Source organism: Sphingomonas sp. Leaf17, from assembly GCF_001421505.1.
Classification (GTDB): Bacteria; Pseudomonadota; Alphaproteobacteria; order Sphingomonadales; family Sphingomonadaceae; genus Sphingomonas.
This window is the reverse complement of record NZ_LMKL01000005.1, coordinates 272,954-296,854: the sequence shown is the minus strand read 5'-3', so window position 1 is coordinate 296,854 and position 23,901 is coordinate 272,954. Positions and strand designations below refer to the sequence as shown.

Annotated in this window: 23 protein-coding genes and 1 tRNA gene; 8 read left to right on the top strand and 16 right to left on the bottom strand. The window is 67.6% G+C overall.

Going from position 1 to position 23,901, the window contains the following annotated elements:
- Positions 1-7: 7 nt before the first annotated feature.
- Complete coding sequence (locus ASE75_RS08335; protein WP_235512562.1) at positions 8-562, bottom strand: hypothetical protein; 555 nt, start codon at positions 560-562, stop codon at positions 8-10.
- 82 nt (positions 563-644) lie between these two features.
- Between ASE75_RS08335 and ASE75_RS08330 the strand changes: the two genes are divergently transcribed.
- Positions 645-721 (top strand) — tRNA-Arg (locus ASE75_RS08330).
- 287 nt (positions 722-1,008) lie between these two features.
- Here ASE75_RS08330 and ASE75_RS08325 read toward each other — a convergent pair.
- The 10 genes from ASE75_RS08325 to ASE75_RS08280 form a co-directional block, all read right to left on the bottom strand.
- Entirely contained in the window at positions 1,009-1,782 is a 774-nt protein-coding gene (locus ASE75_RS08325; RefSeq protein WP_055931767.1) for a 3'(2'),5'-bisphosphate nucleotidase CysQ, read from the bottom strand.
- Positions 1,764-3,677 (bottom strand): sulfate adenylyltransferase subunit CysN, encoded by a 1,914-nt coding sequence (gene cysN, locus ASE75_RS08320; RefSeq protein WP_055931764.1) that lies wholly within the window; start codon positions 3,675-3,677, stop codon positions 1,764-1,766. Before cysN ends, ASE75_RS08325 begins: the two co-directional genes overlap by 19 nt.
- Positions 3,677-4,576, bottom strand: a complete 900-nt coding sequence (cysD, locus tag ASE75_RS08315; RefSeq protein WP_055931761.1) for a sulfate adenylyltransferase subunit CysD — start codon at positions 4,574-4,576, stop codon at positions 3,677-3,679. Before cysD ends, cysN begins: the two co-directional genes overlap by 1 nt.
- A gap of 64 nt (positions 4,577-4,640) precedes the next feature.
- Entirely contained in the window at positions 4,641-4,859 is a 219-nt protein-coding gene (locus ASE75_RS08310) for a hypothetical protein (protein WP_055931758.1), read from the bottom strand.
- 66 nt (positions 4,860-4,925) lie between these two features.
- Positions 4,926-6,182, bottom strand: a complete 1,257-nt coding sequence (locus ASE75_RS08305) for an N-succinylarginine dihydrolase (RefSeq protein WP_055931755.1) — start codon at positions 6,180-6,182, stop codon at positions 4,926-4,928.
- Positions 6,182-7,198 carry an arginine N-succinyltransferase gene (locus ASE75_RS08300; protein ID WP_055931751.1) on the bottom strand — a complete coding sequence of 339 codons (1,017 nt, stop codon included), beginning with the start codon at positions 7,196-7,198 and terminating at the stop codon, positions 6,182-6,184. Before ASE75_RS08300 ends, ASE75_RS08305 begins: the two co-directional genes overlap by 1 nt.
- Positions 7,195-8,403, bottom strand: a complete 1,209-nt coding sequence (locus ASE75_RS08295; protein ID WP_055931748.1) for a hydrolase — start codon at positions 8,401-8,403, stop codon at positions 7,195-7,197. Before ASE75_RS08295 ends, ASE75_RS08300 begins: the two co-directional genes overlap by 4 nt.
- Before the next feature lie 43 nt (positions 8,404-8,446).
- Positions 8,447-9,349, bottom strand: a complete 903-nt coding sequence (locus ASE75_RS08290) for a DUF481 domain-containing protein (protein WP_235512561.1) — start codon at positions 9,347-9,349, stop codon at positions 8,447-8,449.
- Entirely contained in the window at positions 9,346-9,828 is a 483-nt protein-coding gene (locus tag ASE75_RS08285; RefSeq protein WP_055931745.1) for an RNA pyrophosphohydrolase, read from the bottom strand. The genes ASE75_RS08290 and ASE75_RS08285 overlap by 4 nt, the downstream gene beginning before the upstream one ends.
- Positions 9,829-9,946: 118 nt before the next feature.
- A complete protein-coding gene (locus tag ASE75_RS08280) occupies positions 9,947-10,948 on the bottom strand; it encodes an alpha/beta hydrolase (RefSeq protein WP_055931742.1) in 1,002 nt (333 codons plus the stop codon).
- Between the two features lie 60 nt (positions 10,949-11,008).
- On the opposite strand from ASE75_RS08280, the gene ASE75_RS08275 reads away from it, so the two are divergent.
- The 3 genes from ASE75_RS08275 to ASE75_RS08265 are packed head-to-tail and all read left to right on the top strand — an operon-like array spanning position 11,009 to position 14,599.
- Entirely contained in the window at positions 11,009-11,917 is a 909-nt protein-coding gene (locus ASE75_RS08275) for a histone deacetylase family protein (protein ID WP_055931740.1), read from the top strand.
- Between the two features lie 36 nt (positions 11,918-11,953).
- Complete coding sequence (locus ASE75_RS08270) at positions 11,954-13,318, top strand: cryptochrome/photolyase family protein (RefSeq protein WP_055931736.1); 1,365 nt, start codon at positions 11,954-11,956, stop codon at positions 13,316-13,318.
- 45 nt (positions 13,319-13,363) lie between these two features.
- Positions 13,364-14,599 carry an SAM-dependent methyltransferase gene (locus tag ASE75_RS08265; RefSeq protein ID WP_082463866.1) on the top strand — a complete coding sequence of 412 codons (1,236 nt, stop codon included), beginning with the start codon at positions 13,364-13,366 and terminating at the stop codon, positions 14,597-14,599.
- 118 nt (positions 14,600-14,717) lie between these two features.
- Here ASE75_RS08265 and ASE75_RS08260 read toward each other — a convergent pair whose 3' ends face one another.
- Both ASE75_RS08260 and purF read right to left on the bottom strand, forming a co-directional pair.
- Entirely contained in the window at positions 14,718-15,425 is a 708-nt protein-coding gene (locus ASE75_RS08260) for an SDR family NAD(P)-dependent oxidoreductase (RefSeq protein ID WP_055931731.1), read from the bottom strand.
- A gap of 5 nt (positions 15,426-15,430) precedes the next feature.
- Complete coding sequence (gene purF / locus ASE75_RS08255) at positions 15,431-16,888, bottom strand: amidophosphoribosyltransferase (protein ID WP_055931728.1); 1,458 nt, start codon at positions 16,886-16,888, stop codon at positions 15,431-15,433.
- Positions 16,889-17,008: 120 nt separating this feature from the next.
- Here purF and hisI point away from each other — a divergent pair, with 120 nt between their 5' ends.
- The 4 genes from hisI to ASE75_RS08235 are packed head-to-tail and all read left to right on the top strand — an operon-like array spanning position 17,009 to position 20,105.
- Positions 17,009-17,371: a phosphoribosyl-AMP cyclohydrolase gene (hisI, locus tag ASE75_RS08250; protein WP_055931724.1), complete on the top strand. Its 363-nt coding sequence runs from the start codon at positions 17,009-17,011 to the stop codon at positions 17,369-17,371.
- Complete coding sequence (locus tag ASE75_RS08245; protein WP_055931720.1) at positions 17,368-17,859, top strand: hypothetical protein; 492 nt, start codon at positions 17,368-17,370, stop codon at positions 17,857-17,859. Before hisI ends, ASE75_RS08245 begins: the two co-directional genes overlap by 4 nt.
- 31 nt (positions 17,860-17,890) lie before the next feature.
- Complete coding sequence (locus tag ASE75_RS08240) at positions 17,891-18,301, top strand: MerR family transcriptional regulator (protein ID WP_055931717.1); 411 nt, start codon at positions 17,891-17,893, stop codon at positions 18,299-18,301.
- A 1-nt stretch (position 18,302) separates the two neighbouring features.
- Complete coding sequence (locus ASE75_RS08235; RefSeq protein ID WP_055931714.1) at positions 18,303-20,105, top strand: acyl-CoA dehydrogenase C-terminal domain-containing protein; 1,803 nt, start codon at positions 18,303-18,305, stop codon at positions 20,103-20,105.
- Positions 20,106-20,230: 125 nt separating this feature from the next.
- On the opposite strand, the gene ASE75_RS08230 is transcribed toward ASE75_RS08235, so the two are convergent.
- Genes ASE75_RS08230 through ASE75_RS08220 form a run of 3 tightly spaced genes read right to left on the bottom strand, consistent with a single transcriptional unit; the run spans position 20,231 to position 23,735 of the window.
- Positions 20,231-21,526 carry a cell wall hydrolase gene (locus ASE75_RS08230; RefSeq protein ID WP_055931711.1) on the bottom strand — a complete coding sequence of 432 codons (1,296 nt, stop codon included), beginning with the start codon at positions 21,524-21,526 and terminating at the stop codon, positions 20,231-20,233.
- Positions 21,526-22,446, bottom strand: coding sequence for a cysteine synthase A (cysK, locus tag ASE75_RS08225; RefSeq protein ID WP_055931708.1), 921 nt, complete (start codon positions 22,444-22,446; stop codon positions 21,526-21,528). Before cysK ends, ASE75_RS08230 begins: the two co-directional genes overlap by 1 nt.
- Positions 22,443-23,735 (bottom strand): MFS transporter, encoded by a 1,293-nt coding sequence (locus ASE75_RS08220; RefSeq protein ID WP_055931704.1) that lies wholly within the window; start codon positions 23,733-23,735, stop codon positions 22,443-22,445. The genes cysK and ASE75_RS08220 overlap by 4 nt, the downstream gene beginning before the upstream one ends.
- Positions 23,736-23,901 lie beyond the last annotated feature (166 nt).

Here is a 23,901-nt window from a genome sequence, read left to right as displayed (position 1 = left end):
CAGGGCCTTACGCCGGTGCGAGTGAGGCGCCGATGCGGTCGATCGTCCCGGTCTGGCGCGTCGTCGTCGCTTTCGCCCGGTTCTGCAGCGCGGTGACGGCCGGATAGACCGGGGCCAACGTCGCCGCGCGGTCGATGGCGATCTGTTCGATATCGGTCACGACCGACGATGTCTGCGCACGCACGTCGTCCAGCCCGGCCAGCAGCGTCTGCGCGGTGATCCAACTCTCCGACCCCGCACGCGCGCCCTTCGCAGCGCGGGCCGCACGCTCGGCGGCAGCCGATTCGGTCGCGAACCGCGCCTCCAGTCCGGTCAGCCTGCTGTCCAGCGCGGCGAGGCGGGCATCCAGTGCCGCGTCGGGCGTGGCGACCGCGACCGGCACCTCCGGCTCGGCAAAACCCTGTTTCTCCACCGCGCGCGGCGCGAGCGAGGGATAGGGCGTCATATCCTTCACGCAGGCTGTCAGGCCGGTCAGCGCGGGCAGAAGCCATAGCGGCAGGATGTGCAGACGGCGGCGCGGAGATTCGGGCGGAGATTTGGGCGGGGAAGGGGTGCGGATCATGCAAATCGTCTATGGCGTCGAACAAATTGGCGCAACGGGGTTGCGTCGGCAAAAAACGCTGCTATCAGCGCCACTCCAATGTGCGCCCATAGCTCAGCTGGATAGAGCATCAGACTACGAATCTGAGGGCCGGGCGTTCGAATCGCTCTGGGCGCACCATTTGGAAACCGTGGCAGCACGGACAAAAGCCGGGTCGGCGACGACCCGGCTTTTTTGTGTCCTGGATAGTTCGGCGTTGGCGAGCGTCCGTCCGAACGTGAGGCAGGATCGCAAGCACCGGTCGGCGGACATTGCTGTTCTGCGCGCCGGTGTGCCGAGGATCAAGACCTCGAAGTACGGGTGAACTGCCGTTGATTCACCCGTCATTGCGAGCGCGGCGAAGCTATCCAGCACCACAGGCAAGACGCTCCGGATCGCTGCGCCATGCTCGCAACGACGGGTGGGTGTCAGTCCGGCGTCGACGCCTTGTACGCGCGGATCTCGGCCAGGATCGGACCGGCCAGTTCGCGGCGACAGATCAGCAGGTCGGGCAGGAACGGGTTCTCGCAATTGTAGACCAAAGGCGACCCGTCTATCCGTGACGCATGCAGCCCGGCGGCCATCGCCACGGCGGCCGGCGCGCAATTGTCCCATTCATATTGCCCGCCGTCGTGCAGATAGGCGTCGGCGATACCGTCGACCACCGCCATCGCCTTGGCCCCCGCCGACCCCATCGGCAGCAGTTCCGCCCCGATCGCGGTCGCGACGTGCAACGTCACGGCATGCGGCCGCGACCGGCTGACGACCATGCGCGGCGCTGCGGGTATCGGGCCATATGCGGGCGGCGCATCGTCGGTGGTCAGGACGCGCGCGGTCGCCGGCAGCGACACCGCCGCCGCATCCGGCCGCCCGTCGATCGACAGCGCGATGTGGACCGCCCAGTCGTCGCGCCCCTCGGCATATTCGCGCGTGCCGTCCAGCGGATCGACGATCCACACCCGCTGCGCGCTGCACCGGGTGCGGTCGTCGGTCGATTCCTCGGACAGGACGAAATCGTCCGGGCGGGCTTCGCGCAGCCGGTCGATAATCAACCGGTTGGCCTGGGCATCGCCCTGATCGCCCAGCGCCTTGCCGCTGTGTTCAGCCGTGGCGCGCACGTCGCAGAGCAGCACCCCGGCATCGACCGCGATCTGCCTGGCGAGTTCCACGTCGGTCACGCCGTTCACTGCGACGTTTCCCATGCGCCCATGACATGCGCGACGATCCGTTCGGCGGCGGACGCGGCGTCTTCCTGCGCCGTTTCGATATGGATGTCGGGTGCGACCGGCGGTTCATAGGGGCTGGAAATGCCAGTGAAGTTCGCGATCTGGCCCGCGCGCGCCTTGGCATACAGCCCCTTCACGTCGCGGCGTTCGGCCTCCTCCAGCGTGGTGTCGACGAAGATCTCGACGAACTCACCCGGCGGCAGCATGCCGCGCACCATGTCGCGCTCCTCGCGATAGGGGGAAATGAACGCGGTCAGGACGATCAGGCCGGCATCGCCCATCAGCTTTGCGACCTCGCCGACGCGGCGGATATTCTCGATCCGGTCGGCCTGGGTGAAGCCAAGATCGCGGTTCAGGCCATGGCGGATATTGTCGCCGTCCAGCAGGAAGCTGTGCCGGCCAAGCGCGTGCAACCGCTTTTCCACCAGATTGGCGATGGTCGACTTGCCCGACCCCGAAATGCCGGTGAACCACAATACGCGCGGCTTCTGGCCCTTCTGCGCGGCGTGCGCCTCACGCGTGATGTCGATCGATTGCCAGTGGACATTCTGTGCGCGGCGCAGGGCAAAGCGGATCATGCCGGCCGCGACCGTCGCGTTGGTCGCGCGGTCGATCAGGATGAAGCCGCCCAGATCGTGATTGTCGTCATACGGCTCGAACGCCAGCGGCGTGTCGGTATAGACCTCCGCCTCGCCGATGTCGTTCAGGCCCAGCGTCTTGGCGGACAGTTCGGCCTGCGTGTTCACGTCGACGACGTGGCGCGGGGCCTGCACGGTCGCGCTGACCGTCTGCGTGCCGGATTTCAGCCAATAGGCGCGGCCCGGAACCAGCGCGTCGTCGGCCATCCAGACGATCGTCGTATTGAACCGGTCCGACGACTGCGGCGGAGCCTCGGCCGTGGCGATCACGTCGCCGCGCGAGCAATCGACCTCGTCGGCCAGTACCAATGTCACCGACTGGCCAGCGACCGCGCGGGGCAGGTCGCCGCCATGCGTGACGATGCGGGCGATGGTCGAGGTCTTGCCCGACGGCACGATCCGCACCGGATCGCCGGCGGACACGGTGCCGCTGGCGATCAGCCCGGCAAAGCCACGGAAGTCGAGGTCTGGCCGGTTTACCCACTGCACCGGCATGCGGAACGGGCGCGTGGCCGCACGGTCGCTGTCGACCTCGACCGTTTCCAGATGCGTCATCAGCGTCGGGCCGGTGTACCACGGCATGTTGGGCGAGGGATCGGCAACGTTCGCGCCCGACAGCCCCGACAGGGGGATGGCGGTGAACCGCTCGATCCCGATCGAGGTGGCAAAGGCGCGATACTCGGCGACGATGGAGTCGAAGGTCGCCTGATCGTGCCCGACCAGATCCATCTTGTTCACCGCCAGCACGATTTCGCGGATGCCGATCAGGTGCGCGAGATAGCTGTGCCGCCGGGTCTGGGTCAGCACGCCTTTCCGCGCGTCGATCAGGATGACGGCGAGGTCGGCGGTCGAGGCACCGGTCACCATGTTGCGGGTATATTGTTCGTGGCCGGGCGTGTCGGCGACGATGAACTTGCGCTTGTCGGTCGAAAAGAACCGGTAGGCGACGTCGATGGTGATGCCCTGCTCGCGCTCGGCAGCGAGACCGTCGACCAGCAGCGCGAAGTCGATATTCTGCCCCTGCGTGCCCAGCCGCTTCGAATCCGCCTCCAGCGCGGCGAGCTGATCCTCGAAGATCATCTTGGAATCGTAGAGCAGCCGGCCGATCAGCGTCGACTTGCCGTCATCGACAGAGCCGCAGGTGATGAAGCGCAGCATGGTCTTGGTCGCGTGCTGCGCCAGATAGGCGTCGATGTCTTCGGCAACGAGCGCGTCGGGTGTGTAGGCGGTCATCAGAAATAGCCCTCGCGCTTCTTCTTTTCCATGCTGGCGGCCTGATCGTGGTCGATCGCGCGCCCCTGTCGTTCGGAGGTGGTCGTCAGCAGCATTTCCTGAATGATCTCAGGCAGTGTCGTCGCCTCGCTCTCGACCGCGCCGGTCAGCGGATAGCAGCCGAGCGTCCGGAAGCGGATGGACCGTTCGACCGGCACTTCACCGGGGGCCAGCGGAAACCGGTCGTCGTCGACCATCAGCAACATGCCGTCACGCTCCACGGTCGGCCGCATCGCGGCGGTGTAGAGCGGCACGATCTCGATCCCCTCGGCCAGGATATATTGCCAGATATCGAGTTCAGTCCAGTTTGACAGCGGGAAGACGCGGATGCTTTCGCCCTTCGCCTTTTTCGCATTGTACAGATGCCAGAGTTCGGGCCGCTGGTTTTTCGGGTCCCAGCCTTGCGCCGCCGATCGGAAGCTGAAGACGCGTTCCTTCGCGCGGCTCTTTTCCTCGTCGCGGCGCGCACCCCCGAAGGCGGCGTCGTAGCCGCCGGCGGTCAGCGCCTGCTTCAACCCCTCGGTCTTCCACATATCGGTGTGGCGGGCACCGTGGTCAAACGGGTTGATGCCCAGCGCCTCGGCCTCCGCATTCTTGTGGACGATCAGCCGCATCCCGGCCTCGGCGGCTGCGCGATCCCGGAGCGCGTACATCGCGCGAAATTTCCAGGTCGTGTCGACGTGGAGCAGTGGGAAGGGCGGCGGCGCGGGATAGAACGCCTTCTTGGCCAGATGCAGCATCACCGCCGAATCCTTGCCGATCGAATACAGCATCACCGGATTTTCGGCCTCTGCCACGACCTCGCGCAGGATGTGGATGCTTTCGGCTTCAAGCCGCTGAAGGTGAGTCAGATTGGGCATGAAACCGACATACCGCCTTCGGGCGTATCTGCGACCAAGTTTTCCTTACCCTGTTGCAAGTCGTTCAGTCGTCGCGACCACGCTCGATCGAATCGAGGATGCGCGCGCCGGCCATGAACACCGCCAGCGGGCAGACCGCGAACAGCAGCCAGCCGCCGGTGCCGGGATATTGGTGCAGATACTGCACCCCGCGCTGCACCGAGCCGAGGCCAAGGCCGTAGATGACCAGAAACGCCTCGAACTTGGTCTTGATCGTGAACAGGCGAACGATGCGATTCCACATGGGCGATGCAGCAGCAAGCTCCGTGCCACCCGCCGATTCAAGCCATTTCGGTTCTAACGAACATGGTTACCTGTCAATTAACCCGACAAGATCCAGTGTCGCGAGCAGGGTGGCGCGGGCAGCTTCTATCCGTGCCACCAGCGCCGGGTCGGCGATGGCGTCGGGCGAAATGGCGTCGGGCCAGTGGGTGTCGATCACCGCGGCGATCCGGTCGAGTTTGGCATCGTCGACCAGGAAGCGCGGGTCGATCGTCGCCGGATCGGCGACGACCCGCAGCCGCAGGCAGGCCGGACCGCCGCCATTGGCCATGGATTCGCGGACATCGACCACCTCCAGCCGACGGATCGGACCGTTGCCGGCGACCAGTTCGGTCAACCATGTCCAGACCGCCACGTTCTCGCGCGCCTCGCCGGGCAGGATCAGGGCCATGCCGCCGCCACTGGGCAGGGTCACCAACTGCGCGTTGAACAGATAGGAGGCGATGGCATCGGCCAGCGAGACACGGGTGGCGGGCACCTCGATGATCTCGACCGTCGGCATTGCGGCGCGCAATTCGGCGTGGAATCGGTCGCGGTCGGCGAACGCCAGTTCATGCGCGAACAGCACGGTTTCGTTGGCTACCGCGACGACATCGTTGTGGAATGCGCCGGCGGCGATCGCCTCGGCCGATTGCTGGACGAACACCGTGGCACCGGGCGACAGGCCGTGACCGCGTGCGATGGCCCGGCTGGCCTCGACATGCTGGCGCGCGGGGAAGGGGCCACCGGCCACGCCGTAGACGAAGATCTCGACGCCCGGTGATCCGTGGTCGGTGCACAGCCGCATGTGGTTCGCCGCGCCCTCGTCGCCGAACGGAGCGGGCACCGGCGGGTGGACCGCGAAGGCCGGGTGCGCGAACGCGATTTCCAGTTGCGCCAGCGTGCCCGGCCATTCGTGGCTGCGATGCGGCATCGTCACCAGATTGGCGACGGTCAGGTGACACCGGCCGTCGCGCGTGTCGGCGGCCGGCGACACGGTCGCCGCGTTCGCCGCCCACATCGCCGACGCGGACAGCGCCTGCGCTTTCAGATGCGGATCGGCGGTGGCGTAATCGGTGGACAGCGTTGTCAGCCACGCGTGATCGGGGCGTGCGTGGGGCAGCAGGATTCCCTGCACCAGCCCGAGCGCGAGGTTGGCGCGCATCTTGGCGATCCCCTGCAACGCCGCCGCCTTCGGTCGCGCGATCAGGCCGGCGTTGCGCGTGGCGGCAAGATTGCCGTGGCTGAGGCCGGCATAATTGTGGCTGGGACCAACGATCCCGTCGAAATTGATCTCGACCTGCATCAGATACGCCCCACATGAAGGATCGTGTTGCCCGTGGCGACGTTCAGCCCCTGCGCGCAATCGCCGGACACGATAACGCCGCCGTCGCCGTCCCGCACCGCGCCAAACGTGCAGCGGAATGCCGCCAGCTGACCGGTGGCGACCAGCGACTCCGGTCCGTCATTGTCGGCGATGTGCGCAATCGTCGCCGCGCGCGCGTCGCGGATGGTACGGACCTGATCGGTCTTGGCGGTCATCGACGGGCCGCCATCGAAGATGTCGACATAATTCTCGAACGAGAAGCCCTCATTTTCCAGCATCCGCATCGCCGCGCGACCCGACGGGTGGGGCAGGCCGATTGCGGCGCGCGCGCCCTCCGACAGCATGGCGGTGTAGATCGGGTGTTTCGGCATCAGGTCGGCGATGAACTGGTGCCCGTGGATCGCATTGAACTGGTCGGCATCCTGAAAATTCATGCCGAAGAACCGGCCAGCCAGGCCGTCCCAGAACGGCGACCCGCCCGCCTCGTCGATGACGCCGCGCAATTCGGCGAGGATCCGGTCGGCAAACCGGTCGCGGTGCGCGCGGATGAACAGATAGCGGCTGCGCGCGAGCAGCAGGCCAAGCCCGCCGGCGCGCTCGCCTGGGTGCAGGAACAGGCCGCCGACCTCGCTCGACCCCTCCAGATCAGTCGTCAGCCCAAGCATTTCGGCGCGGAACGTGCGGCCAAGCTCGCGGCTGTGCTGGGTTAGTGTGCCGATGCGGTAGCTGTAGAAGGGGTGGGTCTGGCCGACGAGCGTGAAGATCTGGCAGGTGCCGCGCACTTCGCCGGTCACCGTGTTTTCCAGGATCAGGACGAACAGTTCGTCGGCGACCGGGCCGCTGGTCCGGGCGAACGCGGCGTGGCTCCGCTCCAGCTTGGCGGTCAGCGCCTTGCGGTCGGGGGGCAGGTTGGTGAAGCCGCCGCCAGTCAGCTTGGCCATTTCGTACAGATGCGGCAGGTCGGAATCGCGCGCGGCGCGGATGCGGAAGGTCACAGGCCACCCCGTTCGGCGATGCGCAGGATGGTGACCGCGGACAGGGCGGCCCGTTCGGCAAGCGACTCCACGATCAGAAATTCCTCGGTTGAGTGAATGGCACCGCCGCGCGCGCCCATGGTGTCGACCACGGGGACGCCGGCGGCGGCGATGTTGTTGCCGTCGCACACGCCCCCGGTCGCGCGCCAGGAGACAGGGATGTCGAGCGCGGCCCCGGCCTGTTGCACCAGCGTTAACAGGCGTTCGGCCGTTGCATCGACCGGCTTTGGCGGTCGGTTGAACCCGCCATGCACGGCGATGTGCACGTCATGGGCAGCGGCGACCGCCGCGACGGCGGCGTCGATTTCGGATTTGGCGCGGGTGATGTCGTCAAGCCCGGCGGGCCGGAAGTTGACGCGCAGGACGGCGAGGTCGGGCACGACGTTGTTCGGCCCACCGCCGTCGATCCGCGCCGGATTGACCGCCAGCCGCGGCCCCCGGCACTGGTGCAGCCGCAGCGCGAGGTCGGACGCGGCGACGATCGCGTTGCGGCCATCCTCCGGGTTGCGGCCGGCATGGGCGGCGCGACCGCGCACGGTAATCGAGAAATTGCCGGTGCCGCCGCGCGCGCCGGCCAGCGTGCCGTCGGGCAGCGCGGGTTCGTAGGTCAGCGCCGCGACCTTGCCGCGCGCCGCGCGCGCCAGCAGTGCGGCCGAGGACAGCGACCCGGTTTCCTCGTCGGAATTGATAACGACCTCATAGCCGATCCGCGACGCCAGCGGTGATGCCTCGACCGCCGACAGCGCGGCCAGCATCAGCGACAGGCCGCTTTTCATGTCGGCGACACCGGGACCGTTCAGCGTCCCGTCGTCGCGCATCGTCAGCGACTGGAACGGATGATCGACCGGATAGACCGTGTCCATGTGGCCGGTGAACAGCATCTGCACCGGCGCGTCGGGGCGGACCGCGAGGTGCAGGTGCCGGCCATGGTCCAGCGCCCCCACCCGCCCGTCGCCATCGACGCTGTCGACCGGGTCCGGCGCGACCAGCGCGATCCGGCCCGGCAGGACCGCAAACGCATCCGCGAGAACATCGGCCATGCGCGCGACCCCGGCCAGGTGCCGGGTGCCGCTGTTGATCGCGGCCCAGTCCAGCACCTGTTGCAGCATCGGCGCGTCGCCGGCGCGCGCGACCGCATCGCGCTCTGTCGTGGATAATCCCCTCATGCCGGCCGGTGTAGCGCGGATCGTGGAGAAGCGGAAATACCGCCTAGAAACTATAGACCAGCGAGGCGCGGGTCGTGGTGTCGGTGCTCACCGACCCGACCGGCGGGGTGCTTTCGAACTGGACGTTATAGGACAGCTGTGCCGACAACGGGCCGATCAGCTTGGCGTTCAGCGCGGTGAGGCCGTTCACCGTGCTGTTGAACCGCTGAACATAGGCCGACGCGGTCTGGCTGATGCTGAGGCCGTTGGTCAGCTTCCAGTTGAAGTCCAGCGAGCCACGCGCCGCCGCGCTGCGCTGTTGCGTGTCGTCGGTGAACGACGTGTCGCGAAATGCGGGGCCGAGTTCGAGGTCGAGCTTCACGCGCGGCGTCTTGATCGCGCTGTAGCCCGCGCCAACCGAGGCGGAATACCGATCGTAATAGCCGAGGAACCGGTCGCTTTCATATTGCGCGGCACCGTAGATATAGGCGCGGTCGTCGATCTTGTAGTTGGGTTCGTAGGATGCGAGATAATGTTCGCGCGTGGTGACGTTGGCGCTTTCCTGATAATCGGCCTGCGCCTTGAATTTCTGACGCCAGCGTATGCCTTCACGGTTCAGGTCGATGACCGCGCTGAGGCCCGTATTGTCGGAATTGCCCGTCGTTTTCCACCCGCCAAGCTGTGCGCGGCCGGTCCACAGGTCGACAAAACTCGCCTCGCGGATGGTACGGACCTGATCCTCGCGGCGTTTCACGCGCCAGCTGTCGGCGATCCGCGCGACCGCGTCGCCGCTGGCCGGATCGACCGCGCGGGCATATTTGACGATGACCGCGATCTCGCTGTCGTTGTTGGACGCGATGGCGGCATCCAGCATCGCGCGGATCGCCGGCGGGATCGGAATGTCGCTGGGATCGGCATTGGCCAGCAGCAGCGGCGTTGCCAGCAGGATCGGCCAGCAGCGTTTCACAGATGCGGCCCGAGCGCGGTCAGCACGTCCTCGTACAGCTTGCGCTTGAACGGCACGATCTGCGCGGGCAGGTCGACGGGGTCGGACCAGCGCCACGCGCTGAACTCCGGGTGGTCGGTGTCGATGTCGATGTCCGCGTCGGTACCCAGGAAGCGGAACAGGAACCAGCGCTGGCGCTGGCCCCGCCACTTGCCCTTCCACGCCTTGCCGATCAGGTCGGGCGGCAGGTCGTAGACGAACTCGCCCGGCGCTTCGGCGATCAGCTCCACCTTGTCGGGGGCCACGCCGGTTTCCTCGCCCAGCTCGCGGATGGCGGCGGTCAGCGCATCCTCGCCGGGGTCGATCCCACCCTGCGGCATCTGCCACGCCGACACTGTCGCGTCGCGGCGCTGGCCGACGAAGACCCGGCCCTCGGCATTGACGAGCATCACCCCGGCACAGGGGCGATAGGGCAGGGCGTCTGGGGGCGTTTGCGTCATGATTCCTTCCCTTTCTCCCGCGTGCGTGGCCGAAGCAAGGCGAAGCTGCACCGTCCGTCGCACCGACGCGGCGGTTGATCGCCGCCCGCCCGCCTACCTGCCTGCACGCCGCGCACCGCTATCCGGCGGCCTGCGCCATGACCCGTGCCGCCTCCGCCTCGACGATTGCCGCTTTCACCGCCGACAGATAGCCGGCGACGTCGCCCTGCGACGACGGAATCGCCCGGCGCAGCGTGACGAACCCGTGCACGGTGCCGATCGCCTCGCGGAACGTGACCGCAACGCCGGCAGTGACGAGCGCGGCGGCATAGGCGCGACCCTGATCGCGGATCGGATCAAGGCCGGCGGTGATGATGACGGCCGCCGGCATGCCGTGCAGGTCGCCCGCCATCGGCGAGCCGCGCCGGTCGGTGACGTCGGGGGCATAAGCGGCGGCGAACCAGTCCATCCCCTCCCGCGTCAGGACATGACCGTCGGCGAACTGGCTGTAGGATGGATAGTCGGTGCCCATGTCGGCCGCCGGATAGATCGGGGCCTGGACCAGCACCGGCACGGCGGCCGGCGCATCGCGCAGCGCCATCGCGGTGGTGATGGCCAGCGTGCCGCCCGCACTGTCGCCCATCGTCACCAGACCTGTCACGGCAAGGCCCAGTTCGGGCGGGCTGGACGCGATCCAGCGCGCCGCCGCCTCCGCATCGTCGGGCGCGGCCGGCCAGGGGGCCTCGGGCGCCAGACGATATTCGACCGAGACGACCGGCAGGCCAAGTTGCCGTGAAACCTCCGCACAGATGCTGGCGTGCGTCTCGATCGTGCCGATGACGAAGCCGCCGCCGTGGAAGAATAGGACGACCGGTCCGGGGACGCGCGTTTCGGCGGCGTCGAACAGGCGCAGCGCGATCGGCCCGGCGGGTCCGGCGATCGACAGGTCGCGGATGACGGCAAGGTCGCCGGTGGGCAGGTCCGCGACATCCTTCATCGCATGGTACATCGCCCGTGCCGCCGGTGCCCCCAGTTCGTGCATGCGCGGCCCGGGCATCGCATTGGCATAGGCAAGGAAAGCGGCGACGTCCGGGCGGACATAGGGGGCTGGCGTCGCGTTCGGACTGACGGCGTCGGACATCGGCATGTACCTTTTCTGCGCCACCTTGGGCGGCGGGCGGGTCGTGATTACCTATGCCGGATGATCCCGGTCGTCCATCATCCCGCCTATGTCGCGCCGGCCCCGGCACGATCGACCTATCAGTGGAACAAGAACGGCCTGATCCGCGACCTCTTGCGGGCGCAAGGGACGGCGGTGACGTGGCACGAGGCCGAAGCGATGCCGCGTCACTGGCTGGAGGCCGTACACGATGCGGACTATGTCGATCAGGTGCTGACCGCCAGCGTGCCCGCCGACAAGACCCGGCGGATCGGCTTTCCGGTCACCGATGCGGTCGCGGCCCGGTCGGCGGTCGTGCCCGGCGGTACCTGGCTCGCCGCGCGGCTGGCGCTGGCGCACGGGTTCGCGGCCAACACCGCTGGCGGCAGCCATCACGCGTTGCATGCGACCGGTGCCGGCTATTGCGTGTTCAACGATCTGGCCATCGCCGCCGTCCGGCTGATCGAGGAGCGCGACGTGAATCGGCTGATGGTCGTCGACTGCGACGTGCATCAGGGGGACGGGACGGCGTCGTTGCTGGCGGGCCGGCCGGGGATCACGACCTATTCGATCCACGCCGAAAAGAATTTTCCCGTGCGCAAGGCCCGCTCGACGCTGGACGTCGGCCTGCCCGACGGGGTTGACGACGACGGTTATCTTGCGGCGCTGACCGACACTCTGGTGCCGCTGCTGGAGGCGGAGCGGCCCGAGCTGATCCTGTATCAGGCCGGGGTCGATCCGTTCGCGGGCGACCGGCTGGGCCGGCTGTCGCTGACGCTGGACGGGCTGGCACGGCGTGAGCGGCTGGTTGCCGGGCTGGCGATCGCGCGCGGTATCCCGCTCGCCAGTACGGTCGGCGGCGGGTACGGCGACGACGCGCTGGAGATCGCGTCGCGGCACGTCGGCGCGATCCTGACGCTGGGTGCGGCGTTTGCCGGCACCATGCGTTAGGCGCCTGATCCCGAAACCTCTGCCGAAAGCGACCCGATGCCCGATCCCGTCATCCTCTGGCTGCGCCAGGATCTGCGGCTGCACGACCAGCCAGCGCTGGTCGCGGCCGCCAATGCCGGGCCGGTCATTCCGGTCTATGTGCTGGACGATGACGGTCCCGGCGACTGGCGGATGGGCGGCGCGCAACGCTGGTATCTCCACCACGCCCTGGCGGCACTGGCCAAGGCGCTGGAGGCCAGGGGGTCGCGCCTCATCCTGCGCCGCGGCCCGGCGGTCGAAACGCTGCGGGCGGTCATGCAGGAAACCGGTGCTGGCGCTGTCCACGCGATCCGGCATTACGAACCGTGGTGGCGCAAGGTGGAGGATGCGCTGGGCGACGCGCTGACGCTGCACGACGGCAACCATCTGGCCCGGCCCGAGGATGTGCGGACCGGGTCCGGCGGCCAGTTCAAGGTCTATTCGTCGTTCTGGAAGGCGCTGACGAAGCAGATGCCGCCGCCCGAGCCGATCGCCATGCCGCGCACGATCGGTGCGCCCGGTCGCTGGCCGAAAAGCGATACGCTGAAGGACTGGGATCTTCTGCCGACCAAACCCGATTGGGCTACGGGGTTTGCGAAGGACTGGACGGCGGGCGAGGATGCCGCGCGCAAGGCGATGACGAGCTTCGGTAAAAAGGTCGCGGATTACGATACCGATCGCAACATGCCCTCGATCGACGGCAGTTCGCGCCTGTCGCCGCACCTGCATTTCGGCGAGGTCAGCCCGCGCCAGGTGTGGCACGCGGTCGACACCGGCGGTGAGAGCCTGACGACGTTCCGCAAGGAGATCGCGTGGCGCGACTTTACCGCCGGGGTCGTGATGGCGATGCCGGACTATGCCGAGGCAAATGGTCGCCCCAAGTTCGACGCGCTCGCCTGGCGGACGGGCAAGGCGGCGAAGGCCGACCTGAAGGCGTGGCAGACCGGGCAGACCGGCTATCCGATTGTCGACGCCGGCATGCGGCAATTGTGGGCGACGGGGTGGATGCACAACCGGGTACGGATGATTACCGCCAGCTTCCTCATCAAGCACCTGCTGATCGACTGGCGGGAGGGCGAGCGCTGGTTCTGGGACTGCCTGATCGACGCGGATTACGGCAACAACGCGGTCAACTGGCAGTGGGTGTCGGGGACGGGCGTGGATTCCAACATGTTCGGGCGGATCATGGCACCGCTGACCCAGTCGGAAAAGTTCGACGCCGCCGGCTACATCCGGGAATGGGTGCCCGAGTTGAAGGGCGTGCGCGACGCCGCGATCCACGATCCCGAGGAGGCCGGGTGTCGGCCGCGCGCCTACCCGGCCAAGATCATCGGCCACCGCGAAGCGCGCGAGCGGGCGCTGGCGGCGGCGGCGCGGCTCTGACGTTCGGGCTTTCCTAGCGTCACCCATCGGTGCAAGAGCGCGCGCATGAATCCAGGGCACGTCGTTGAAGCGCGGACAGAACAGCGCAGGTCCGTCGTCAGGCGCGCGACAGCACCCGTGTTCCACCGGCTGCTCGACCGGATCGACGCCGGGCTGGCCGAGGGGGCGATTGACGCGCATCTGCCCGACGGGACGCACCGGCTGATCGGCGGGCGTTCACCCGGACCGGTGCCGGTCGTCCACCTCCATCGCTGGCGCGCACTGGTGCGGCTGGCGACCGGCGGATCGGTCGGCTGGTACGAGGCTTGGGCTGCCGGCGACTGGTCCAGTCCCGATCCGGTGCCGCTGTTCGACCTGTTCATGCGCAACCGCGCGTCGCTGGGCAGCGCGGCGCGCGCCGGCGGGTTCGTGCGCGGGGCGATGCGGCTCGGCCACTGGCTGCGGCGCAATCACCGCGCGGGGTCACGCCGCAACATCGCCGCGCATTACGACCTGGGGAATGACTTCTACGAGACATGGCTCGACCCCAGCCTGACCTATTCCAGTGCGATCTTTGCCGAGGGCGAGGATTTGGCTGCGGCGCAGCAGCGCAAGCTTGAGGCCGTGCTTGATCGGACCGGGACAGGCCCGGGCGACACCATCCTGGAGATCGGCTGCGGCTGGGGATCATTTGCCGAGGTTGCGGCGCGCGGTGGCCGGCAGGTCCACGCGCTGACACTGTCGACCGAGCAGAAGGCGCATGTCGAGGCGCGGATGGCGGCGGCGGGCCTCACGGGCGTCACCGTCGGCCTGACCGACTATCGTGACGCCACCGGGCAATATGACGCGGTGGCGAGCATCGAAATGGTCGAGGCGGTCGGGCAGCAATACTGGCCGACCTATCTCGACACGATCGCGCGCGTGCTGAAACCGGGCGGGCGCGCGGCGATCCAGTATATCATTATCGACGACGCGATCTTCCCCGCCTACGCCGCCAGCGTCGACTTCATCCAGCGGTACGTTTTTCCCGGCGGGATGCTTTTGTCCGAATCCGCGTTTCGCGCGCTGGCCGAGGTGCGGGGACTGGACTGGCGCGACCGGCACGGGTTCGGGCTGGACTATGCCGAGACGCTGCGGCTGTGGCGGCTGGCGTTCGATGCGGCGGTGGCGGCTGGACGGCTGCCCGCGCGGTTCGACGCGCGGTTCGTCGCGCTGTGGCGCTATTATCTGATGTACTGCGAGGGCGGGTTTCGTGGCGGTGGTATCGACGTCGCACAGGTTACGCTGATGAAGCGGGGCTGACCTTGCCGTTCCCCGGCGAAGGCCGGGGTCCAGTTGCCAGGGTAACTGTGGCAGCGGCCGAAACTCACCAAAGAGCGTTTTCCCAACTGGACCCCGGCCTGCGCCGGGGAACAAGAGGTCAGCCCACCCGCTCGAAATGTCCAGCCTCGAACCCGTCGATCGCCAGTGCGACGATCCGGTCGGCGACGACCTGCGGTTCCTTGACCGACGCCGGATCCTCGCCCGGATAGGCGCGGGCGCGCATTGCGGTGCGGGTTGCGCCGGGGTCGAGGATCGCGGTGCGGATCTGGCCGATTTCCGCCATTTCGTCGCCATACGCCAGCAACAGCGTCTCGAACGCGGCCTTCGACGCGCCGTACAGGCCCCAATAGGCGCGAGGCTTGCGCCCCACGCTGGAGGTGACGCCGATCACGCGCGCACCCGCCGATTTGCGCAGCATCGGGTCGAACGCCGCGATCATCGCTGCCTGCGCGCTGACGTTCAGTGTCAGCACCTTGGCCATTTCCCTGGGGTCGATCGCCGGCACCGCCGACAACGACCCAAGCATCCCTGCGTTCAGCACCAGAATGTCCAGCGCCTGCCAGCGTCCGCCGATCGCGGTGGCAAGCCGCGCGATCGAATCGGTTTCGGTCAGGTCGAGCGGGGCGATCGTCGCCGATCCGCCCGCATCGAAGATCGCCTCCTCGATGTGCTCAAGCCCCGAGGCAGTGCGCGCGGTCAGCACGACATGCGCGCCCTGCGCGGCCAGCGACAGCGCGGTGGCGGCCCCGATCCCCCGGCTGGCCCCGGTGACCAGCGCCAGCTTGCTCTCAAGTGGTTTCGTCATGACCGTCAGACCAGTCGTTCTTCGAGCAGCGCGAACTGGTCGACATCCGAACATTCGTCATGGTCGGTCAGCGTGGTCGGATAGTCACCGGTGAAGCAGGCGTCGCAATATTTCGGACGCACCTCGGCGCGCTTGGCCTCGCCCAGCGCCTTGTACAGCCCGTCGATCGACACGAACGCAAGACTGTCGGCGTGGATGAAGTCGGTCATGCCGCCGACATCGTGCTTGGCCGCGAGCAGCTTGGCGCGCTCGGGTGTGTCGACGCCGTAAAAGCAGCTGTGGCGGGTCGGCGGGCTGGCGATACGCATGTGCACTTCACTGGCACCCGCATCGCGCATCATCTGCACGATCTTCAGCGAGGTGGTGCCGCGTACGATCGAGTCGTCGACCAGGATGATCCGCTTGCCCTTGATGAGTGCGCGGTTGGCATTGTGCTTCAGCTTGACGCCCAGGTGACGGACCTTGTCGCCCGGCGAAATGAAGGTGCGGCCGACATAGTGCGAGCGGATAATGCCAAGCTCGAACGGGATGCCCGACGCCTGCGCATAGCCGATCGCCGCCGGCACGCCCGAATCGGGGACGGGGATGACATAGTCGGCGTCGACCGGTGATTCGATCGCCAGCTGCGCGCCGATGCCCTTGCGGACCGAATAGATCGAGTGATCCTCGACGATCGAATCGGGACGCGAGAAATACACCCATTCGAAGATGCACGGACGCGGGGCCATCGGCGCGAACGGACGCAGCGAGCGGATCTCCGACCCCTGCACGACGACCAGTTCGCCCGGCTCGACCGCGCGGACGAATTCGGCCCCGACCACGTCGAGCGCGACGGTTTCGGATGCGAAGATCACCGATTCGCCAAGCCGCCCCATGACCAGCGGCCGGATGCCGAGCGGGTCGCGGCAGGCGATCATCCCCTCCGGCGTCATCACGATCAGCGAATACGCGCCCTCGACCTGCTTCAGCGCGTCGATGAACCGGTCCATCAGCGTGCGATAGTTGGACGTGGCGACCAAGTGGATGATCGTCTCGGTATCGCTGGTCGACTGGAAGATCGACCCGCGCCGGACCAGTTCGCGGCGCAGGCGCATCGCGTTGGAAATATTGCCGTTATGCGCGATCGCAAAGCCGCCGGTCGCCAGATCGGCATAGAGCGGCTGGACGTTGCGCAGCGCGGTTTCGCCGGTCGTCGAATAGCGGACATGGCCGCACGCGACGGTGCCCGGCAGGCTGCGGATCACATCGTCGCGGTCGAAATTGCCCGCGACATGGCCCATCGCCCGGTGGGTGTGGAAATGCGCGCCGTCGAAGCTCGTGATCCCGGCCGCCTCCTGGCCGCGGTGCTGCAACGCATGCAGGCCCAGCGCGACCATGGCCGCCGCCCCTTCGCTGCTCGAAACACCAAAGATGCCGCACTCTTCGCGCAGCTTGTCGTCGTCATAGGGATGTGTGGTCAGCATGGTCGCCCGCGTATGGCTTGTGCGAGCCAGCCCTATAGAACCCCCGATCGCGGTTGTCGCCCTTTTGTAACACCGTCGCGACGGGTGACGCGACCGTCGCCACGGTTTACACCGGCGGGCATGACGGACCCACGCGACACCGGGCTGACGCTCGACCCGAAATACGACGCCGCAGGTCTGCTGACGGCGGTGGTGACCGACGCCGGCACCGGCGAAATCCTGATGCTGGCGCACATGGATGCCGAGGCGCTGGCCGCGACGCAGGCCACCGGGGAGGCGCATTTCCATTCGCGCAGCCGCGGGCGGTTGTGGAAGAAGGGCGAAAGTTCGGGCCACGTCCTGCGCGTACGCGAACTGCGCATCGACTGCGATCAGGATGCGGTCTGGGTCATTGCCGAGCCGGCTGGCCCGGCCTGTCACACCGGTGCGCGATCCTGTTTCTTCCGGCGGATCGAGGGCGATCGCCTGACTCCGGTCGAATGAGGCGGATACTCGCGCTGACGCTGATGGTGACGGCGTGCGGACCCGCCGATCCGGCCGGTAACGACGGGTCGGCCGGCGCCGCGCTGGAGGCGGCGGCGGTGACGGCGGGGCTGGTGCCCGATCCCACCCGTGCGGTCCTGACCGGTCTGTGGTCGCGCGACAGCGACCGGATGTGCATCGTCGCCGGGTCGGGGCGCGACCTGCGTGTCGGGGCGATCGTCGATTATGGCGAGGGGGCGGGATGCGCCGCGTCCGGCACCGCGCAGCGGTCGACGGACACGCTGGCGATCACCTTCGGTGCGTGCCGGATCGACGCGACGTTCGATGGCGAGCGGATCGTGTTTCCCGCCGAGGTTCCCGCGGCGTGTGAGTCGCTGTGCACCGGGCGCGCATCGCTCGCCGCGCTGGACGTCGCGCAGGTCAGCGAATCGGTGTCGGAGGCAAGGGCGTTACGCGGCACCACCGGTCAGGCCCTTTGCGGCAGTTGACGTTGACGTAAACGGCAGGCATAGTGTCGCCATGTCGATTGCTGTCGCCTATTCCGCGGTCACACCGCGACCCGACCGGGACTGGTTCTCCATTTCCGACCTGTGCACCGAGTTCGAGGTGACCGCGCGCGCGCTGCGCTTCTACGAGGATGAGGGGCTGATCGCGCCGGAGCGGCGCGGCACCCAGCGAATCTATTCGCACCGGGATCGTGCGCGTCTCGCCTGGATCCTGCGCGGCAAGCGCGTCGGGTTCAGCCTGGGCGAGATTCGCGAGATGATCGACCTCTACGACATCGGCGACGGTCGTCAGGCGCAGCGCGCGGTGACGATTGAACGCTGCCGCGCGCGGGTCGCCCTGCTCGAAGCACAGAAGCACGACCTGGACGCCGCCATTGCCGAACTGAACGACTTCGTTGCCCTTATCGAAACCAAGGATCGCTGAGATGCCCCAGTACACGCCCCCCGTTCGTGACACCCGCTTCATCCTCGACCATGTCGTCGGCCTGTCGCGCTATGCCAACGTCCCCGGTTTCCAGAACGCGACTCCGGATGTGGTCGATGCGGTGCTGGAGGAGGGCGGACGCTTCGTCGCCGAGGTGCTGTTCCCGATCAACCAGTCGGGCGATCAGGAGGGCTGCACCCGCCACGCCGACGGATCGGTGACCACGCCCAAGGGCTTCAAGGAGGCGTACAACCAGTTCGTCGAATCGGGCTGGGCCACCTTGTCCGCGCCCGAGGAATTCGGCGGCCAGGCGATGCCGCATGTCGTGGCGACCGCGTTCGAGGAGTACATGATCTCGTCGAACATGGCGTTTGCGATGTATCCCGGGCTGACGCACGGCGCGATCGCCGCGCTGCTCGCCAAGGGCAGCGACGCGCAGAAGGCGATGTATGTGCCCAAGATGGTATCGGGCCAGTGGGGCGGCACGATGAACCTGACCGAGCCGCAGTGCGGCACCGATCTGGGCCTGATCCGCACCCGGGCAGAGCCGCAGGGCGACGGATCCTACGCGATCACCGGCACGAAGATCTTCATTTCGTCGGGCGAGCATGACCTGACCGAGAACATCATTCATCTGGTTCTCGCCAAGACGCCGGGCGCGCCGGACAGCTCGAAGGGTATCTCGCTGTTCGTGGTGCCGAAGTTCATGGTCGGCGAGGATGGGTCGATCGGCGCGCGCAACGCCGTGACCTGTGGCTCGATCGAGCACAAGATGGGCATCCACGCCAACTCGACCTGCGTCATGAACTATGACGGTGCGATCGGCTGGCTGGTCGGTGACGAGATGAAGGGGCTGGCCGCGATGTTCATCATGATGAACGCGGCGCGGCTTGGCGTGGGCTTGCAGGGGCTGGGCGTGGCCGAGACCGCCTACCAGAACGCGGTCCACTACGCTCGCGACCGGCGTCAGGGCCGCGCGCTGACCGGCCCTGCCGAGCCGCAGGAAAAGGCCGATACGCTGTTCGTCCACCCCGACGTCCGCCGCATGCTGATGGAGGGCAAGGCGCTGACCGAGGGGCTTCGCGCGCTGTGCCTGTGGGGCGCATTGCAGGTCGACCTGTCGCATCACGCGCAGGACGAGGCCGAAAAGCAGCTGGCCGACGACCTCATCAGCCTGCTGACCCCGGTCATCAAGGGCCATGGCACCGACATGGGCTATGCGATCGCGACCAACGCGCAGCAGGTCTATGGCGGGCATGGCTACATCGCCGAATGGGGCATGGAGCAGTACGTCCGTGATGCGCGGATCGCGATGATCTATGAAGGCACCAACGGCGTGCAGGCGATGGATCTGGTCGGCCGCAAGCTGGCCCAGAATGGCGGCCGCGCGGTGCAGGCGTTCTTCGGCATCGTCGCGGCGGAAACCGCCGCGGCCAAGGCCGATCCCGCCACCGCCGACATTGCCGGCAAACTGGAGCGCGCGCTGAACGAGCTTCAGGCGGCAACGATGTGGTTCATGGCCAATGGCATGAAGAACCCGGAAAATGTCGGCGCTGGCGCGGTCAGCTACATGCACCTGATGGGTCTGGTCGCGGTTGGCCTGATGTGGCTGCGGATGGCGGTGGCCGCCGCTGCGCTGAAGGCGGCGGGCGAGGGCGACGCCGCGTTCCTCGACGCCAAGCTGGTCACTGCGCGCTTCTACGCCGAACGCCTGCTGCCCGAGGCCGGCGCGCACCGCCGCAAGATCGAGGGCGGCGCGGAGTCGCTGATGGCGCTGCCGCCGGAGATGTTCCTGGCGGCGTGATCGGGCGGTGAGGTAGAGGCCTGGCGTATCACCCTCACCCTTGGTCGCCTTCGGCGCCTCCTTTCCTCTCCCATCGGGAGAGGAAAGGAGGCGCGTGAGCACCGGGAGGGTGAGGGTGGCTGCGTCTATGAAGGCCGCGTTGGCGTCGGTGATGGAGTTGGAACGGGTGTTTTCACCGGCTCGATCGCCGTTTTCCGCCGCACGCCGTCCAGCACCTCCGGTCCGCGTGGCGCGTCCGGTCCTGGCGCGGCGGCCGGCTCACTCGGTGCGGTGATCCGCAGCGCCTGTCGCTTCATGCAGGCGGCTGGCGCAAGCCCCTTGAACTCGGTGCAGTTCCACAGGGCCTTTTCAAACCCCGCCGGCCGGTCGCGCAGATAGCTGAACGACATCGCCGCCATCTGTTCGGGTTCCAGCGGCAGGGTGAACGCCATGTTGGCCACGTCGGTCCAGCCCATCACCTTGCATGTCGGCCGGTCGCCACAGGCCTGCTCGGCCAGCGCGCGATAGCTTTGCGGCGTGGTCGTCGGGGCCAGCGTCGTCAGGAAGGTGTTCGGATCGCTCACCAGCGGCTGCAATGCGCGACCGAAGAACGGCGTCGCCGCCACGATCGACGCATCGGCAGCGGCGATGACGGCCCCCAGCCGGTGGGCGTCGGACAGCGCGGCCATCTTGGCGACGACCGGTTCCGACGGCTGCACCTGACGGTTGAAGGCCGGCGGCGTGCCCCACCAGCCGGTCCAGCGGAAGAACAGATGGGTGTGGACCGCCGCCACCTTGTCCAGGCTCGACTGCCAGTACGGCACGACCCAGTCGGTGTGGTAGTGGGTGGCATAGCCGACCGGCTTGTAGACCTCGCCCGATAACGCCGACGTGGCGATGGCACGGGCGCGCTGCCAGCCGGTGTCCGACGGACGGCGCGTGATCGCACCGTCGCAGGTGAAGGTGAACTGGCAGCCGGTCTTGCGATCGGATCCCTCGAACACCACGCCGCACACCGTCTTGGGAAAGGCCGGATGGCGGACGCGGTTCAGCACGACCTGCGCCACCGCCTTCTCACCGACCGCGTCGTCGCCCGCCTCGTACCACAACGCCGCCGCGAGGCAGTCGGTCGCGCGGTCGCGGTCTTCCTGTCCGCCGGGCAGCACGAAGGGCCGCGCGGCCGGGTTGGGCGCGGTGGAGAACGGCACGGTCGCGTTGAACGACCGCGCATCGTCGGGGGCCAGATCGACAAAGGTCACCGGCTCGACCGGCGGCACCTCCGCCTGGGGCACCACCCGCTTTGGGATCCTGACCATCACCGGCTTGGCCGCCGGCATCGGTGCATGGCGCACGACGAGCGCCGGCCCGGCAATGGCGGCAACGGCGACGACGCCAAGGATCGCGCGGATCGCTGGCGTCGTTTCGGTCTTGTCGGTCGTCATCAATGTTCCGGCAGGAAGTCCGGGACCGACAGATACCGCTCGCCCGTGTCGTAGTTGAAGCCCAGCACGCGCGACCCCGCCGGCAGATCGGCCAGCTTCTGGCGGATCGCCGCCAGCGTCGCGCCCGAACTGATCCCGACCAGCATTCCTTCCTCGGCGGCCGAACGCCGGGCCATGTCCTTGGCGTCGTTGGCGTCGACCCCGATCACGCCGTCCAGCGACTGGGTGTGGAGGTTGGCGGGAATGAAGCCGGCGCCGATGCCCTGAATCGGGTGCGGACCCGCCTGACCGCCGTTGATGACCGGCGAGGCGAGCGGTTCGACCGCAAACACCTTCAGCGCGGGCCAGTGGCGCTTCAGCTCCTCGGCGACACCGGTGATGTGGCCGCCGGTGCCGACGCCGGTGATGATGGCGTCGATCGGCGTGTCGGCGAAGTCGCGGAGGATTTCCTGTGCGGTCGTGCGGACATGGACGTCGATGTTCGCGGTATTTTCAAACTGCTGCGGCATCCAGCTGTTCGGCGTCTGCTCGACCAGCTCCATCGCGCGTTCGATCGCGCCCTTCATGCCCTTCTCGCGCGGGGTCAGGTCGAAGCTGGCCCCATAGGCCAGCATCAGCCGCCGGCGTTCCAGCGACATGCTTTCGGGCATCACCAGCACGAGCGTATAGCCCTTGACCGCCGCGACCATCGCCAGCCCGACACCGGTATTGCCGCTGGTCGGCTCGATGATCGTACCGCCTGGCTTCAGGTGGCCGTCGGCCTCGGCCGCCTCGATCATGGCCAGCGCGATCCGGTCCTTGATCGACCCGCCGGGGTTGGAGCGTTCGGACTTGATCCAGACCTCGGCGTCCGGGAACAGTCGGGCGACGCGGACGTGCGGCGTGTTGCCGATCGTGTCGAGAATGGTGTTGGCCTTCATCGGGCTGTCTCCGTTTGCTGGGCTTCGTCAAGTAACGCCTGTGGCGGATCGAATGTCCGCGCGCGGCGGATGCTGGGAAACAGGAAGGTCCACAGGATCGTGACGACGATCGCCCCGCCGCCGCCGACCAGCACCGCGCCGACCGGCCCGAGCGCAGAGGCGAGAAATCCTGATTCGGCCTCGCCCAGCTCGTTGGATGCCGAAATCGTCAGCTGCGACACCGCGCCCACCCGCCCGCGCTTGTCGTCGGGGGTATAGAGCTGGATCAGCGACTGGCGGATATAGACCGAGAACATGTCGGCCGCGCCGGCCACCGCCAGCGCGATCAGGCTGAGCGGCATCGCGGTCGACAGGCCGAACACGACCGTCGCGGTGCCGTAGACCAGCACCGATACCAGCATCTTGGGGCCGACATTGGTCTTCAGCGGCCGGATCGAGAAGATCAGCGCGACCAGCGCCGCACCGACGGCGGGGGCGGCGGCCAGCGCGCTGAGGCCGGTCGGCCCGACCTTCAGGATATCGTGCGCATAGATCGGCAGCAGCGCGCTGGTCCCGGCCAGGAACACCGCGAACAGGTCCAGCGTGATCGCGCCGAGGACCAGCTTGTTCTGCCCGACATAGGCGAGGCCATCGGCGATCTGGCGCAGCGGGTTGCCCTTGCGCACCGCGATGCTGCGCGCGACCGGACCGATCAGGAACAGGCACACCAGCGCCAGCGCGAACAGTCCGGTTGCCAGGAAATAGGCGGCGGACGGTGTCCAGGCATAGGCATAACCGCCGATCGCCGGGCCGACGATCGTCCCCATCTGCCACGAGATCGAACTGAGCGCGATCGCGGTCGGCAGCACCTCGCGCGGGACCAGATTGGGGGCGAGCGCGGAAAAGGCCGGTCCGGCAAAGGCGCGCGCGACGCCCAGTGCGACGGCAACCGAGAACAGCACCGGCAGCGTCATCGTATTCTCGTACGTCACCACCGCCAGCGTCAGCGCGCAGGCCAGTTGCAGCGTCACCGTGACCCGCGTGATCCAGCGCCGGTCGAACCGGTCGGCCACCCATCCGGTGATCGGCGTGGAGGCGAACAGCGGCAGGAATTGCAACAGGCCGATCAGCCCGAGCTGCGCGGCGGCGGCCGATGGCGACATGGTCGCGCGGGCGATGGTGTAGGTCTGCCACCCGACCACGATAATCATGCCGTTCTGCGCCAGCGTCATCATCAGGCGCGCCGCCCAATAGGCGCGGAAATTGGGTATCGAAAAGGGATGGGGCGGGGAATGGGCGGCGGATGTCATCGGTTGCGGCTTTAGGCCCGTGGCGATGCCGGCCGCAACCGGCTTTGCCTATGGTCGCGCAAAGGCGGGATATCGTCGGTGGAGATCGTCGGCGAGATCGTAGGCGTCTGGGCAATTGCAGTTTGCGTCCGACCCGGACTATAGCAGCCGCCTATCCTCCCTTACG

What these genes read in the sequence shown, in the direction of transcription:
- ASE75_RS08325 (WP_055931767.1), bottom strand. Translation starts at nt 1,782, where the DNA reads ATGGGAAACGTCGCAGTGAACGGCGTGACCGACGTGGAACTCGCCAGG.
- ASE75_RS08270 (WP_055931736.1), top strand. Translation starts at nt 11,954, where the DNA reads ATGCCCGATCCCGTCATCCTCTGGCTGCGCCAGGATCTGCGGCTGCAC.
- ASE75_RS08265 (WP_082463866.1), top strand. Translation starts at nt 13,364, where the DNA reads ATGAATCCAGGGCACGTCGTTGAAGCGCGGACAGAACAGCGCAGGTCC.
- ASE75_RS08310 (WP_055931758.1), bottom strand. Translation starts at nt 4,859, where the DNA reads ATGTGGAATCGCATCGTTCGCCTGTTCACGATCAAGACCAAGTTCGAG.
- cysK (WP_055931708.1), bottom strand. Translation starts at nt 22,446, where the DNA reads ATGAAGGCCAACACCATTCTCGACACGATCGGCAACACGCCGCACGTC.
- hisI (WP_055931724.1), top strand. Translation starts at nt 17,009, where the DNA reads ATGACGGACCCACGCGACACCGGGCTGACGCTCGACCCGAAATACGAC.
- ASE75_RS08335 (WP_235512562.1), bottom strand. Translation starts at nt 562, where the DNA reads ATGATCCGCACCCCTTCCCCGCCCAAATCTCCGCCCGAATCTCCGCGC.
- cysN (WP_055931764.1), bottom strand. Translation starts at nt 3,677, where the DNA reads ATGACCGCCTACACACCCGACGCGCTCGTTGCCGAAGACATCGACGCC.
- ASE75_RS08235 (WP_055931714.1), top strand. Translation starts at nt 18,303, where the DNA reads ATGCCCCAGTACACGCCCCCCGTTCGTGACACCCGCTTCATCCTCGAC.
- ASE75_RS08305 (WP_055931755.1), bottom strand. Translation starts at nt 6,182, where the DNA reads ATGCAGGTCGAGATCAATTTCGACGGGATCGTTGGTCCCAGCCACAAT.
- cysD (WP_055931761.1), bottom strand. Translation starts at nt 4,576, where the DNA reads ATGCCCAATCTGACTCACCTTCAGCGGCTTGAAGCCGAAAGCATCCAC.
- ASE75_RS08245 (WP_055931720.1), top strand. Translation starts at nt 17,368, where the DNA reads ATGAGGCGGATACTCGCGCTGACGCTGATGGTGACGGCGTGCGGACCC.
- ASE75_RS08220 (WP_055931704.1), bottom strand. Translation starts at nt 23,735, where the DNA reads ATGACATCCGCCGCCCATTCCCCGCCCCATCCCTTTTCGATACCCAAT.
- ASE75_RS08295 (WP_055931748.1), bottom strand. Translation starts at nt 8,403, where the DNA reads ATGAGGGGATTATCCACGACAGAGCGCGATGCGGTCGCGCGCGCCGGC.
- purF (WP_055931728.1), bottom strand. Translation starts at nt 16,888, where the DNA reads ATGCTGACCACACATCCCTATGACGACGACAAGCTGCGCGAAGAGTGC.
- ASE75_RS08275 (WP_055931740.1), top strand. Translation starts at nt 11,009, where the DNA reads ATGATCCCGGTCGTCCATCATCCCGCCTATGTCGCGCCGGCCCCGGCA.
- ASE75_RS08280 (WP_055931742.1), bottom strand. Translation starts at nt 10,948, where the DNA reads ATGTCCGACGCCGTCAGTCCGAACGCGACGCCAGCCCCCTATGTCCGC.
- ASE75_RS08260 (WP_055931731.1), bottom strand. Translation starts at nt 15,425, where the DNA reads ATGACGAAACCACTTGAGAGCAAGCTGGCGCTGGTCACCGGGGCCAGC.
- ASE75_RS08230 (WP_055931711.1), bottom strand. Translation starts at nt 21,526, where the DNA reads ATGACGACCGACAAGACCGAAACGACGCCAGCGATCCGCGCGATCCTT.
- ASE75_RS08240 (WP_055931717.1), top strand. Translation starts at nt 17,891, where the DNA reads ATGTCGATTGCTGTCGCCTATTCCGCGGTCACACCGCGACCCGACCGG.
- ASE75_RS08285 (WP_055931745.1), bottom strand. Translation starts at nt 9,828, where the DNA reads ATGACGCAAACGCCCCCAGACGCCCTGCCCTATCGCCCCTGTGCCGGG.